The organism is Apibacter muscae, assembly GCF_007845635.1.
GTDB classification, from domain to species: Bacteria; Bacteroidota; Bacteroidia; order Flavobacteriales; family Weeksellaceae; genus Apibacter; species Apibacter muscae.
On the sequence record NZ_SELG01000037.1, the window covers coordinates 65,020 to 79,871 of the forward strand.

General features: G+C 31.3%; 11 protein-coding genes. 3 read left to right on the forward strand and 8 right to left on the reverse strand.

Features of this window, described 5'->3' with window-relative positions:
- Nucleotides 1-4 precede the first annotated feature (4 nt).
- The 6 genes from porN to topA all read right to left on the reverse strand — a co-directional run bounded on the left by porN (nucleotide 5) and on the right by topA (nucleotide 8,227).
- Nucleotides 5-943, reverse strand: coding sequence for a type IX secretion system ring subunit PorN/GldN (gene porN / locus ETU08_RS08540; protein ID WP_146262608.1), 939 nt, complete (start codon nucleotides 941-943; stop codon nucleotides 5-7).
- Between the two features lie 29 nt (nucleotides 944-972).
- Complete coding sequence (gene porM / locus ETU08_RS08545) at nucleotides 973-2,499, reverse strand: type IX secretion system motor protein PorM/GldM (RefSeq protein WP_146262609.1); 1,527 nt, start codon at nucleotides 2,497-2,499, stop codon at nucleotides 973-975.
- 48 nt (nucleotides 2,500-2,547) lie between these two features.
- The gene (porL, locus tag ETU08_RS08550; protein ID WP_146262610.1) at nucleotides 2,548-3,210 is read right to left on the reverse strand and encodes a type IX secretion system motor protein PorL/GldL; all 663 of its coding nucleotides are present in this window, start codon (nucleotides 3,208-3,210) and stop codon (nucleotides 2,548-2,550) included.
- Nucleotides 3,211-3,244: 34 nt separating this feature from the next.
- Entirely contained in the window at nucleotides 3,245-4,648 is a 1,404-nt protein-coding gene (porK, locus tag ETU08_RS08555; RefSeq protein WP_146262611.1) for a T9SS ring complex lipoprotein PorK/GldK, read from the reverse strand.
- Nucleotides 4,649-4,760: 112 nt separating this feature from the next.
- A complete protein-coding gene (locus tag ETU08_RS08560) occupies nucleotides 4,761-5,882 on the reverse strand; it encodes an arginase family protein (protein WP_185145306.1) in 1,122 nt (373 codons plus the stop codon).
- On the reverse strand, nucleotides 5,879-8,227 hold the full coding sequence (topA, locus tag ETU08_RS08565) for a type I DNA topoisomerase (RefSeq protein WP_146262613.1): 2,349 nt from the start codon (nucleotides 8,225-8,227) through the stop codon (nucleotides 5,879-5,881). Before topA ends, ETU08_RS08560 begins: the two co-directional genes overlap by 4 nt.
- Nucleotides 8,228-8,532: 305 nt before the next feature.
- On the opposite strand from topA, the gene ETU08_RS08570 reads away from it, so the two are divergent.
- The gene (locus tag ETU08_RS08570; RefSeq protein WP_146262614.1) at nucleotides 8,533-9,030 is read left to right on the forward strand and encodes a Dps family protein; all 498 of its coding nucleotides are present in this window, start codon (nucleotides 8,533-8,535) and stop codon (nucleotides 9,028-9,030) included.
- Between the two features lie 31 nt (nucleotides 9,031-9,061).
- Here ETU08_RS08570 and ETU08_RS08575 read toward each other — a convergent pair whose 3' ends face one another.
- The gene (locus ETU08_RS08575; protein ID WP_146262615.1) at nucleotides 9,062-9,880 is read right to left on the reverse strand and encodes an SDR family oxidoreductase; all 819 of its coding nucleotides are present in this window, start codon (nucleotides 9,878-9,880) and stop codon (nucleotides 9,062-9,064) included.
- A 72-nt stretch (nucleotides 9,881-9,952) separates the two neighbouring features.
- Nucleotides 9,953-10,816, reverse strand: a complete 864-nt coding sequence (locus ETU08_RS08580; protein ID WP_146262616.1) for an N-acetylglucosamine kinase — start codon at nucleotides 10,814-10,816, stop codon at nucleotides 9,953-9,955.
- A 456-nt stretch (nucleotides 10,817-11,272) separates the two neighbouring features.
- Between ETU08_RS08580 and rpsA the strand changes: the two genes are divergently transcribed.
- Complete coding sequence (gene rpsA / locus ETU08_RS08585) at nucleotides 11,273-13,066, forward strand: 30S ribosomal protein S1 (protein WP_146262617.1); 1,794 nt, start codon at nucleotides 11,273-11,275, stop codon at nucleotides 13,064-13,066.
- Nucleotides 13,067-13,367: 301 nt separating this feature from the next.
- Nucleotides 13,368-14,675 carry an MFS family transporter gene (locus ETU08_RS08590; RefSeq protein ID WP_146262618.1) on the forward strand — a complete coding sequence of 436 codons (1,308 nt, stop codon included), beginning with the start codon at nucleotides 13,368-13,370 and terminating at the stop codon, nucleotides 14,673-14,675.
- Nucleotides 14,676-14,852 lie beyond the last annotated feature (177 nt).

Here is a 14,852-nt window from a genome sequence, read left to right on the forward strand (position 1 = left end):
AATTCTAATAATTCCACATGTTGTTCTCTTTTTGTAGAATTTCATTTTTAATCCTATTACTTTCCTCTAATTGAGACTTTGCATCTCCTGGAATGTAATGAGAGATTTCTCCATCTCCATACTCTGATTGAGATTTATAAATGATAGAACTAAATCTCCTAGCATTAAGAACATCGTCATAGGTAATAGACGAAGATCCATTTCTTGGATTAAAAACTGTATATCTTGATAAAACATCTCTCGCTCCCGGATAGAAAACCCAAAATAGATCAATCATTTCATCCTCTCCTTCATAACCCAATGCAGCGGCATCGTTTAAACCTAACACTTGAGGATCAGGTCCCATAGGAGCAATACCTAACAAACGATATTTCATTTGTCCTAATCTTTTATCGATATACCACATGCCTTTAATCTTAATCAACTTAACACTTTTGGTATCCACTTTAAAATGATCAGTACCTTCCATTATATCTTGCTCAGTAATGGTTTCTCCTGAAGCTCTTTTATCCTGTAGCCAATCCGATTCTCTAACGGCTTGAATCTTACTTTTAAGATTTTCCGGATCTACTTTGGATGTAAAATTGTCATCGTCATAAACTTCAGTTATTTCACCGGCATTAATTCCATTGAAAAGAGCATCATATAAAGATACATAATTTGCTGTGACTTCATCGTGGGAATAATAATAAGGCTGATTTAACTTTTCATTTAAATCTATGATTTCCCAGACCACTCTAGACCATAAAATATCTTTATCTTGAATGTTTCCATAAGGTAAAGGTATTGGGGCTGTTGATATTGTATCTTGTCCTCCATTTACAATATCATACATTTCTGATCTCATTTCCCTAAGTTCTTGAGGAGATTTAGCATTTAAAATATTTTGTGCATAAACCCCTACACTCATTAAGGTTGTTAAGCAAACTACTAGATATTTCATATGAAATGAATTAATACTTATTTTTTTATTTATTGTACATTAATAAGAACTGGTGAAATATTTTGTTGGGATACACCAGAAGCTTGAGCTGATATATCAAAGACAAGTACCTGATCTCCAGATTTCAACCCTTCTAAATAACCTGCGGCTGCTCTTAAAGAATTACCACTGAAAGCTCTGGCTGAAGTACCTGGCTTTTTAACCTTAAATCCTGTTACCGTAAAGGATACTGGGAATTCAAAATCAGGAATTGCCGCTGAAATAGTTTGATTTGAAACGGAGCTCGATGGCATACTTACCACATTCGATCCACGTATAGTACCTTGCGCTTTTGGTACATTTTTAATTCTGTAAGTGAATTTTTGAGAAATTGGTTTGCCTGAAGATGTTTTACCAGAAACAGTAAACACTACCTGTCCACCAGCTCCAGGAGAATAATTCCATTTATTCGCTCCTCTTGAAGAAACACTACCAGAACTTGCGGACAAACTTACAGCACCAGATATTCCAGAAATTGCTGCACTTAAAGGATTAACTACGCCTCTATACACTACATTCATATTGTCAGCCATCAAAGTAGCATTACCATCTACCTTAGAAACGACATCTGCAACTACTTCATATGTTTCATCAAATTTCTCCGTTTTCGGTCCTTGAGGTGTTTCATAAGTGATACTACCAGAAACATGTTTTAATCCTGTGCCTTCTCCTACCATACTTACTACAGCTTTACCTGAAGAAAGCGGTATGTTTCTACCTCCTAAATTAATGGTACCTTTTAAAGTATTGTCATAAGCGCCGAATCCGATAGTTACATCAAATTTTTCGCCTGCTCTTACAAATTTAGGTGAAGATACTATAGGCATAAATGCTTTTATTTCAATTTCAGTTTCTAATTTATTCGCCAATAAATCTCTTACAATATTACCTTCTTCTGTTCTAATGTTAGATTCTAATTTTGTAAGATTGGTTAAAGCAGCAATCATGGGTTGATCGTAAAATTGATTGGTTAACCAAGATTTATTGTTCTTATCTGAAAAATCAAACAATTGGTTTATTCTATCCTGTGTACTTTTGTTAGCCCCTTTTAAGATATATTGAGTAAAGTTTGTAACTTTAGCAATCATATCTTGCACTTCTGGAGTAGGTTTAGTATCTTCTAAAAAGAACACTTTATTTACTACGTCTGTATTTTGTAAGGAATTATAATTGGTTTCTTCCCCGGGTTGAGGTGTAGTATAATCTGCTTGTTCTTTTAGTAAAGACTTTACTTTTTCAATCGCAGCAAAAGCCTGCTGTGCTTGATTCTTAATTTCTGTTGCTTTTTGCGATATAACTACGTAACCTTGATCTCCATCATTCTTTTTGCTTTCAATTGACTCGTAAAAAGTAATATTGTTTTTTTCTGTTAATGTTGTTGATAATTGTAAAGATTCATTTACACCTTCAAAAGAACGTAAAACTTCTCTATCAACATTCATTGCCAACATCGCGATAAACACTAAATACATTAGGTTTATCATTTTCTGACGTGCTGATTGTTTTCCTGCTGCCATGTTTATTTCTTAATTTTTAATTTAATTTTAACTTTTATAAATTAACTCTTAAGATTTCATAGCATTAAGCATTCCACCGTATACTTTATTTAAGTTATTAAGGTTTGTAGTTAAAGTATTTAATTGATCTTTAAATTCTGTAGAATGTTCTCCTGCTTTTACTAAATCTTCTGTAAACTTTTTACCACTGTCTAGCTGCACTTGGTACAAAGCATTTAAATTTTCTAAATGTGAAGATGCTTTTGATAGCTGATCGTTGTACTTTTGAACAGACAAATTCGCATCTACTGTTTTATTTATTCCTTCTACTGCTTGTCCGAAGTTTTCAATACCGCTTCTAAGTTTTTCTAACATATTAACATCCAATTTAGCTTGCGAAAACATTTGATCTAATTTAGAGGAAAGAGAAACTTCAACTTCTTTAATTTGTTGTGGAGTTTCTACTAATTTTTGTTTTCTTTCCACTGGTTTTCCATCTAATAATTCAGGAAATGCTTTTTCCCATTCATAATCACCGGCAGGTGGATCGAATGCAAACACTACAAAGATAAATGCTTCTACAATTAATCCTATTGCTAAAATAGAACTCCCGTCTACAGGTCCTAAACTCCAATGGTTAATTTTGAAAAGAGCCCCTAAAATAACTACTGCTGCTCCTAGGGAGTAAACCATGTTTAAAACCCTATCTTTTGATTTTGTTTTTACTGCCATTTTTGTAAATTTAAACTTTTAACTAACTAAATTTTTATTGTAACTTTTTAATTTTTGGAAATTTAACGTTGGATCCTTCTGGAATGGTTTGAACTCTTCTAAAGCCAATATAACTTCTCGCTGAATCTTTATGTTCCCAATCTCTTTCACTTACCATAAGCATATAACCAATGTCTTTCCACGATCCTCCTTTAATAACTTTTCTAGGATCTTCAATCCGGTTTCCTAAATAAGGATTTAATGTGGAAGATATAATGTAAGAACTATTGTTAAATGCAGACACTGTCCATTCAGAAACATTCCCAGCCATATCATACAAACCAAATCCATTTTTCTGGAAGGACTTTACAGGTGCTGTATACAAAAATCCTTTCTCTCCTTCCATATAATCTCCTCTTTTTGGTTTGAAATTTGCTAAATAGCAACCTCTATCGTCAATTAAATAAGGACCTCCCCATGGATAAGATGCATTTTCTAAACCTCCTCTTGCGGCATATTCCCATTCCACTTCCGAAGGCAACCTGTAAGGAAACACTTTTTCAATTTTCTTTTTTCTGCTTTGGTTATAATCATTTTTAGATTTTGTACTATAGGCACAAAATGCTCTTGCTTGATCCCAAGTAACTCCAACTACTGGATATTTAGAATACGCTTTATGCCAAAAATATTGTTCAAATAAAGGTTCGTTAAAGGAGTAATTAAAATCTCGTAGCCAAACGGTTGTATCTGGATAAATTGCTATTTCTTCTCTCTTTAGGAAACTTTCACCTCTACCCTTTTTCTTTACTGCTTCTAGCTGGTCAATCCATGTGAATTGATAAATTAATTTTCTTGGATCAATAACTCTTTCGTTATTAAATCTTTCTTCCGGTGGATAGTACATAGATTCCATCACTTCCGCATAAGCAACATCAGGATAGTTTGCGGTTCTCCATTCCAAAGGTACAGACCAATCAAGTTTTTTAGATTCGTCATAACCTTCTCTACCTCCACGCTCTTCTAGCATTTGCTGATAAGCATTCTGCTCAGACTCTGATTTTTTATTTAGAAAAGCATATCTTCCAATTCCTTCCTCGCCTTCTTGATCAGCCCTTTCTGCTAAACGTGTTCGAGCAATAGAATCTTTCACATACTTTATAAATTCTCTATATTCTGCGTTAGTTACTTCAGTATCATCCATATAAAAAGCAGAAACCGTAACTGTTGTTAAAGGTGCTTTTCCTACTGAACCAGAAAAATCCATGTCAGCTTGTCCCAATACAAAAGCCCCTCCTGGAATAGGAACCATACCGTAAGGCTTTTTATTATTCCATTTCTGACTTTGTTGGGTTGCAACAATTTCGCCTTGCACGCCTGGCTTACCCGCCTTTCCCTTTTTTGAAGATTTGCAAGAAGCTAATGTTGCCGTTGCTAGTAAGAGTAATAATACTTTTCTCATTATAACCGAAATGTTTCTTTTAAAAAGTGTAAATCTACTATTTTTAGTTTATATTAACTATATTTCTTATAGAACGAATATTACCTTTGTTATATTATATATAATTTAAGTTTTACAAAAATTTTTTAATAGTTTTCCAATATTTATCTGGTATCTTTCCCATCAATGCATCTTGATAATCTCTAGATGTACAAGGAATTAAAAAATTTTCATCTTCTGTAATAAAATCAATTGACAACCACCATTTATCAATTTTTTTATCTTTTAAAAATATTAATTCTTTGTCCTCATAAACTACTGTATATTTTATATAATCTGTATTCTCATAAAATTGCTGATTATTTTTACCTTCTATGATATACCAAAGTATTTGAGAAACCAATTTGGCATCTATTTTATTGTTTGAATAACCTAAAAAATTATACAATCCAACAACTTTAATTTGTTTTGATAGTCCTATATATTTAGCTAAACTGCAAATTTCTCTATTTGTAAAGCCATTTACTGAACTTTCCGTGGATAAGGATCCTGTTAAGGATTCTATTGAATTTAAGTTTACTCCAACAAAATCTGAGCTTCTAAAAACTGGTTCGGAATCTTCTATGTGATTGATTAAGCTTCCTAAGCGTATCGCTTCAAAATCTAGAGTATTTAATAAAGTTTTAAGTGTTGTAGGAGATACTAAATAGGTTTGATAGCCTAGATTTGAAAAATTAAATAAGAGATTAGGTTCTTCCATTATAATTTTTGAAAGATAATTTTCTTCTGTTGTTTCATTCTCAATATTTATTTTAGCATGTATATGAGAATCTACAGCTGTATAATTTAATGGTTTCCTTAGACTTTCCAAAGCTCTATAAACAGAATAATTCAACGACATACTTCCACCTAAGATTATGGGGAATAACTTTTTTTCGAGCAACTCTTCTATCACTTGTTTTAATGCATCTTCTTGTGAGATTTCATTATTTTCTATTACAATATTCCCTAAATCATAAATATCAAATTCCCAACCATTCCAAATAAGTTTATAAAATTCTTCTCTTACAACTCTTAGATTTGAAAACTCTATATTTTGAGAGGCCCCTTTTAAATAAGGACAACCTACAATAACTAAACTATTTTCATTTATCTTTTCATTAAAATAGAATTTAATCTTACTTCCTATTGAATTAGGAATGGAATGTAACAAGGATTCATCAACCGGATGTAAAAATTTATGAATAGAACTCACGATTTCTTTTTAGTAGTTGTAGTTTTTTTAGTTTTTGTTTTAGGCTTAGCCTTGGCTTTAGACTTTGTATCAGTTCCTTTTATTAATTTCTTTACTTCCTCTAAGGTTAACTTTTGTGCATCTGTATCCTTAGGTATTTTATAATTTTCTTTTCCTTGTTTGATGTAAGGTCCCCAACGTCCATTTAGAATCTCTATCATAGGGTCTTCTTCTTCAAAAGATTTAATGAATTTATTTCTATCAGATTCTCTCTTAGCTTCAATTAATTCAACCGCTCTATCTAAAGTAATGGAGAAAACTTCATCTCCTTCTTTGGGTTTTAAGGATACAAATTTACCATCGTGACGAACATAAGGTCCAAATCTCCCTGTATTTACCTCCACTTTCTTATCTTCGTAATTCCCCAGGTTTCTGGGTAGATCAAATAGTTTTAAAGCTTCATCAAGAGTAATAGAATTTATTTTCTGCCCTTTCATTAATCCTGCAAACCTTGGTTTTTCTTCATCCTCGGTCTCGCCAATCTGAACCATAGGACCGAAACGCCCAATTCTTGCATAAATATTTTTTCCTGAAACGGGATCTTGCCCCAACAATCTCTCGCCGGTAGCCCGATCAGCATTTTCTTTAACCTCTTCTACATGTGGATGAAAATCTTTATAAAAATTAGTAAGCATTTCTTTCCAATTTTCACTTCCTCCCGCAATACTATCAAAGTCTTCTTCAACTTTTGCTGTAAAACCATAATCAAGAATATTAGGAAAATGATCTGTAAGAAATTCATTAACTACCAATCCAATATCTGTGGGAATTAATTTTCTTCTGTCGGCTCCGTAATTTTCCACCTCAATGGTTTCAATAATTTCTTCCCCTTTAAGCTCTATTTTTCTTACATTTCTTTGCTTAGGTTCTAAATCTGAAACTTCAACATATTGTCTTTTTTGAATGGTAGAAATGGTTGGGGCATAGGTGGAAGGTCGACCAATACCTAATTCTTCTAATTTTCTAACTAAGGAAGCTTCGTTGTATCTTGCTGACGGTCTGCTGAATTTTTCTTCGGCTATAGCAAATTCCAGAGTTACACTTTCGCCTTGTGTTAATTTAGGTAATAACCCCTCAACTTCTTCATTCAAGGTATCTTCGTCTTGTTCAATATGATACAACTTTAAAAAACCGTCAAATCTTAAAACTTCTCCTCTAGCAACAAACTTTTCATCCATTCCAGAAGTTTGTATATCAACAACCGTTCTTTCAAGCTTTGCATCTGACATTTGAGAAGCTAACGTTCTTCTCCATATTAAATGATACAATTTCTTTTGGGCATCGTCTTCTCCTGCTTGTTGTAGATTAAAATTGGTAGGACGAATAGCTTCGTGTGCTTCCTGCGCTGATTTATTTTTAGTTACATACTGCCGAGTTTGAAGATATTCTTTACCAAATTTATCAGAAATAATTTGTTTAGCAGAATTTATGGCTTCTTCAGACAAATTTACACTATCCGTTCTCATATATGTGATATGCCCCGCTTCATAGAGTTGCTGGGCAAGCATCATGGTTCTTGAAACAGAAAAGCCTAATTTAGATGCTTCTTGCTGCAATGTGGAAGTGGTAAATGGTGCTGATGGTGATCTTTTTCCTGGTTTTATTTCTATTGACGAAACTGAAAATTCTTTTCCTTTAATTTTTTGTATAAAATTTAAAGCTTTAGGATATTCTTCAAAATCAATATTTAGTTTACTTTTAACTAGCTGCTGTGACTGATTTATAAAATTGGCTTGAATTTTATAGGCTGGAACAGGAATAAAGGATTTTATTTCATTTTCTCTTTCACAAATCAATCGAACGGCTACCGATTGTACCCTTCCGGCAGATAGTCCTGCTTTTACCTTTGACCATAAAATGGGTGACATTTCAAAACCTACTAGCCTGTCTAATACTCTTCTTGCTTGTTGTGCATTTACTAAGTTGATATCAATATCTCTAGGATTTTCTATTGCATTTTGAATCGCTTTTTGGGTGATTTCATGAAAAACAATCCTTTTTGTATTTTCAGGTTTTAATTTTAATTCATTATATAAATGCCAAGCAATGGCTTCTCCTTCACGGTCTTCATCGGAGGCTAACCATATAGTATCCGCTTTTTGTGCTAAAGATTTTAATTTTTTTACAACATCTTTTTTATCTGATGAAACTTGGTAAATGGGTTCTAAAGTTGTTTTATCAATCCCCATGTCCTTTTTAGCAAGATCAGTAATATGTCCATAACTGGATTCTACTTCAAAACCATCTCCTAAAAATTTTTTAATAGTTTTTGCTTTTGCTGGTGACTCAACAATTACCAAATTCATCTTTGTATTTTTTGCGAAATTATAATTTTTTATTGAAACCTAGGTTCAGACCTGAAATTTATTTATTAACATTAAAGAAAGATTTTTTAAATAAATTTTTAAAAAAATTTACGACTTTTATAGAAGCTATTCTCTATTTTAAAAAATATTTATATCATTTAAGTTTTAAGAATTTGAACAAATCTAATTCTTACATGGAGTTACTAGTTAAAACTTAAATGCATATTTTTTTCATGTTTTGGCTTAAATTTTGTTATAAATACTATAGAATTTTAACTTAAAATTATTTTAAAATAGTAAATATCATGGCAAATAAAATTAAAATTGGTGAAGCTAATATTGGTATTAGTGAAGAAAATAAACAAATAGTATCTGATCATTTGAATCGATTATTAGCTAACGAATTCTTTCTTTATACTAAAACTAGAAAATTTCATTGGAATGTAGAAGGTAGTCATTTTAAATCCCTTCATTTGTTATTTGAAGATCAGTACAATGAAATCGCTGAAACTATTGATGCTGTAGCTGAAAGAATTAGAAAGTTGGGTCATTATGCATTGGGTTCTTTTAAACAATTTAGTGCTGTGACTGACTTAATTGAACATGATGGCGAAGAACCTACGGATGCTAAAACAATGTTATTGGAACTTTGTGATGACCATGAAACTATCATCCGTATTCTAAGAAATGAATTAATTCCTATAGCTGAAAAATACAAAGATTTAGGAACCAATGATTTTCTTACAGGAGTTATGGAAATGCATGAAACTATGGCTTGGATGCTACGTGCAACTGCTAAATAGAGAAAATTATATCTAATAAAAAAAGAGGAAATTATTTTCCTCTTTTTTTATTGGTATGCCCCATCCCTGAATATGAAGCTATGATCTTTTCAAAAGTCGTTTGTGGGAGAATAGCCTTAAGTAAAACAGATAATTTTTGAATAAATGTTCCAAAATAGTAGTGAGGCTTTATCTTAGATTTTTGTTTGATTAATTTTTCTAAAAATGGAGCTAATTTATTGGGTTCAAAACCCTTATCTACATCCATATTCATTGCTTCATAAACTTTATTATAATCTTTTTGATAATCTATTGAAACAGTACTTTTTATTCTTCCTTCAGCTATATTAGTACGAACGTCTCCTAAATTTACAGTACAAACTTGGATATTAAATCTTGCTAACTCATATCTTAACGATTCTGTAACCATATCCAAGGCAGATTTAGAGGCAGAATAATATCCTCTAAATGGAAGTCCCATAAGACTACCAATGGAAGAAATATTAAAAATTTTCCCTCGTTTATTACTCATTAGAGGTACCATCCTTTTAATAATTCTAACCACAGAAACTAAATTTAAATTAAATAAACTCAAAATTTCTTCTTCTGTCGCATCTGTCGCTGGACCTACCATACCTCTGCCCGCATTATTGATTAATATATCAATTCGATTAGTAACTTTAACAATTTGTTGAAAAGCCAACTCAACCTCAGCCTCTTTGGTTATATCTGTAGGTATTGTAATAAAGTTTGAATTTTCAGGGATTGATCTGCTCAATCCAATAACCAAATATCCTCGACTATGAAAATAATTTCCCAATGCCAATCCTACTCCTGATGATGTACCTGTAATTACTATTGTTTTTGACATGTTTACTTTTATTATAAAAACAAATTTATAATAATTTTAAACTCTACATTGAACATAGAATCTATAACATCCTTAATCTTTTAGTTTATGTTTGCACACATAATCAATAAGACCATCAATCGGACGTCTAATAACAGTTCCTAATTTTAAGTTGTTTTCAGCCAATTTTTTTTCTAATTCGTCTTTAAGATAAAAACAGATTGAACCGTTAAAGTTTATAGGCACATCATAACAGTTGGGATATTGCTTTATATAATAATCAATAAAAAATTGCATTTGTCTGTTAATTATCTCCTTAATAAACTGGTGATCTTTATTTTGAATAATGAATTTAGCAAAAGTGGCTAGATAAGCGTTTGGATTGGATTTCTTATATAAATTTTCTTTAATGAAATCTATATCCATTTTATATTCTTTCACTAATTTTTCCGACAATTCTGGAGGTAATTTTTTAAAGTTATAAGCTCTAACTAATTCAGCCCCTAATTTATTACCACTACAGTCATCCATCAACAAATATCCTAAAGAAATAATTTTTTGATGTAATTTTTCCCCGTCATAGTAACTACAATTCGATCCTGTTCCTAATATACAAACAATAGCTTCCGTTCCAATAGGTGTAGTTGAATATACAACTCCATATATATCCTCTTCTACTACTACCGTTTGCACCTTAGGAAAAAACTCTTTTAATGCCGAAATTACAATAGATTTTAAATTATCTGTTGCACAACCAGCTCCATAGAAAAAAATTTTCTCTACATTATTTCTGTTTTGTGAAATGTCAAAACGCTCATTAAGCCTTATTAACATTTCATCCTTATCTACAGACTCCGGACTTAAACCTTTGGTTTGAGAAGAAAATAAACGTGTTCCATCTTTATCTATTGCTACCCAATCAGCTTTGGTAGCTCCTGAATCAACCAATAAAATCATGTTGTAATGTTTTTTAATATTAATTAACTAATATAGTGAATTTCTAGATAATTCAAATTATTAAAATTGTATATTGATCTATATTTTATAATGTAATTTATTAAAAATAAATTAAGTTAGTCAATTTTGAAATCTTCATTAATTAGGTTTAAATGGAGATTCTAACCTTCATAACAAACCAATTGCAAATTTCACCCATCTTTAATTATTTAGTTTGATTACTAGAATCTTAAATATTCTTAAAATCTTCTATTATTTTAAGCTAATTATACAAATATAAGTCATTCGATTATATTTTTTTATCTTAACTTTTTATAATAGATTTTTATTATCTTTGCCCATCAATTTTGGCGTAGTATGGAAAAATTGATTTAATAACCATTAAACCGCTTCCGGACAAATAATCTCGCCTTTTATCCAAATTATTATGAATGGAATACAAATTATTAATTGATTATGTCTGAAGAGACTAAAAATTTTAATGAAGAACAAGAAGTTCTGAAAAATGCAAATGTTGCTCCTGAGCAATTTGACTGGGATTCTTTTGAATCTGGATTGGATGCAGAAGATAGAAAAGAAAAATCTGAATTAGAAAAGATGTACGACACCTCTTTGCAAGAGCTAGATGAAAATCAAGTTTTTAAAGGGCGTGTAGTTCGATTAACTGATAAAGAAGCTATTGTTGACATCAACTTTAAATCTGAAGGTGTTATTTCATTAAATGAGTTCCGCTACAACCCATCTTTAAAAGAAGGTGACGAAGTTGAAGTAATGGTAGCTCAAAGAGAAGATAAAACAGGACAATTACAACTTTCTCATAGAAAAGCAAGAATGCTTAAAGCTTGGGATCGTGTAAATGAACTTCATGAAACAGGCGAAATCGTTGAAGGTTTTGTAAAATCTAGAACTAAAGGTGGAATGATTGTGGATGTTTTTGGAATTGAAGCTTTCTTACCAGGTTCTCAAATTGATGTAAAACCTATTCGGGATTACGATCAGTTTGTTGGAAAAACAATGGAATTTAAAATTGTTAAAATCAATCATGAATTTAAAAACGTTGTAGTTTCTCACAAAGCCTTAATTGAAGCTGATATTGAAGATCAGAAAAAAGAAATTATCGGTCAACTTGAAAAAGGACAAGTTCTTGAAGGGGTTGTTAAAAACATTACTTCTTATGGAGTATTTATCGATCTTGGAGGTGTTGATGGATTAATTCACATCACTGATCTTTCTTGGAGCCGAATCAATCATCCATCAGAAGTGGTTCAATTAGACCAAAAAGTGAATGTTGTAATCCTTGATTTTGATGATCAAAAATCAAGAATTCAATTAGGTATGAAGCAATTAGAGCCACATCCTTGGGAAGCTTTAGATGCTAACTTACAAGTGGGAGATAAAATTAAAGGAAAAGTTGTTGTTCTTGCTGACTATGGTGCATTTGTAGAAGTTGCTCCTGGTGTTGAAGGATTAATCCATGTTTCTGAAATGTCATGGTCTACACATTTAAGATCTGCTCAAGACTTTGTTAAAATTGGTGATGAAGTAGAATGTGTAGTTCTTACTTTAGACAAAGAAGAAAGAAAAATGTCTTTAGGAATGAAACAGTTAACTCCAGATCCTTGGACTGACATAACTGCAAAATATCCTGTAGATTCTCAGCATAAAGGTACTGTTAGAAACTTTACCAACTTTGGTGTATTCCTTGAATTAGAAGCAGGAGTTGATGGATTAATTTATATTTCTGATTTGTCTTGGACTAAGAAAATAAAACATCCTTCTGAATTCTGTTCCGTAGGAGATGTTTTAGATGTGGTTGTTTTAGAATTAGATACTGAAGCTAGAAGACTTAGTTTAGGACATAAACAATTGACTGAAAATCCTTGGGATCAGTATGAAGCTAAATACGCTGAAGGAACTATTCATAACGGTAAAATTGTACAGTCATTTGATAAAGGTGCTACTGTTAAATTTGAAGATGAAGAAGTTGAAGGTTTCTGCCCTGCTAGACTTCTAGAAAAAGAAGACGGTTCTAAACTTAAAAAAGGTGATGATGCAAACTTCAAAGTTATCGAATTCAATAAAGAATTTAAACGTGTAGTTGTTTCACATACTGGAACTTTCCGCGAAGAAGAAAATAGAGAGGAAACAGAGAAACAAGTAAAATCTCAAAATCAAAACGTAGAAAAATCTACTTTAGGTGATTTAGATCAGCTTCAAGAGCTAAAAAGAAAAATGGAGGAAGGTAACTAATCCCTTTTTTTAAATAAATAAAAAGAACGATAAAATATTTTATCGTTCTTTTTTTATTTATATATAATTAAATATTTTAACCTTTTATAAAAACCTGCTTAACAAAGAACTAAAAATGAAAACTCGTTTTAATCATTAAAATCATATTAAATAACATATTTATTTATAGTTTGTGCTATTATATTTTATAAAAACCAATTATTTATTAAAAAATAGTATCACTTTTTTCAATGGTCCTGAGCATTAATTTAAATAATTATTTTAAATTTATAAAAATCAAAATTTTAATAAATCATAAAAAATGGGAAATGATCTAACAAAAAAAAATTCTTATACCAAAGATCAAAAAAGAAAAAGTATAGTGGCTATTTTAAGTGCCTCATCTGGAAACTTAGTTGAGTGGTTTGATTTTTATGTATATGCTTTTACTTCTATTTATTTTGCTCACTTATTTTTTCCTGAGGGTGATACTACGAGCAAATTATTAAAAACTGCTGGAGTTTTTGCCGCTGGATTTTTAATGCGTCCCATTGGTGGATGGATTTTTGGTAGAATTGCTGATAAACACGGGAGAAAAAAATCAATGGTCACCTCTATTTTAATGATGGCATTTGGTTCATTGCTTATTGCTTGTCTTCCTACATATTCATCCATTGGAGTATTTGCGCCACTATTACTTCTTATTGCTAGGCTTATACAAGGATTATCCGTTGGTGGAGAGTATGGAGCAACCGCTACCTATATGAGTGAAGTAGCTCTTCCTAATAAAAGAGGTTTTTATTCCTCATTTCAATATGTTACCTTAATTGGTGGTCAATTATTAGCTGCATTGGCAATACTTATTTTAGAATCCACAGTTAGTGAAAATGATATGAATACCTGGGCTTGGAGGATTCCTTTCTTCTTAGGAGCTATTGCTGCATTAGTTTCTTTATACTTAAGAAAACATCTTAAAGAAACTGCTCCAAAAAAATCTGTGGAAAACAAAAAGGCCGGTAGTTTAGTAGAATTATTTAAAAATCATACTCCTGCTTTTTTAACTGTCTTAGGGTATACTTCTGGAGGCTCACTGATCTTTTATACATTTTCTACCTACATGCAAAAATACTTGGTGAATACAGCAGGATTTGAAACTAAAACCGCTACTCAGATAATGACGGCATGCTTATTTATATTTATGATTGTACAGCCCATTTTTGGATCCATCTCTGACAAAATAGGTCGGAGAACTTGTATGATGCTATTCGGAGGATTGGGCGCCTTAATTACTTGTCCTGTTATTTTTGGTTTAACTCAGATAAATTTAAATCCATTTTTCGCTTTTTTATTAATTTCATTGGCTCTCTGCGTTACAAGCTTCTATACTTCAATAGGAGGAATTGTAAAAGCAGAAATGTTTCCTCCAGAAATACGCGCTTTAGGAGTTGGTCTTTCTTATGCTATTGCTAATGCTATTTTTGGTGGTTCCGCTGAATTTGTAGCCTTAAGTTTTAAAGATATAAATATGGAAAGTGGTTTTTATATTTATGTAACGGTGATGTTGATTATAACCTTTTTAGTAAGTACAAGACTTCCTAAAAAAGCTACTTATTTAAATGATAACCATTAATTAAAATTATTTCAAAATATATTTAACTCCGAATATATAATATTCGGAGTTTTTAATTAAATAGAGATGAGTATATACTTTAATAATGAATTTTACATGAAGATAAATCTAAATTTAAATAAGGACGGTTATTAATATATAAGCAAAGAAGAGAAATTAAAATATTTAATTTCTCTT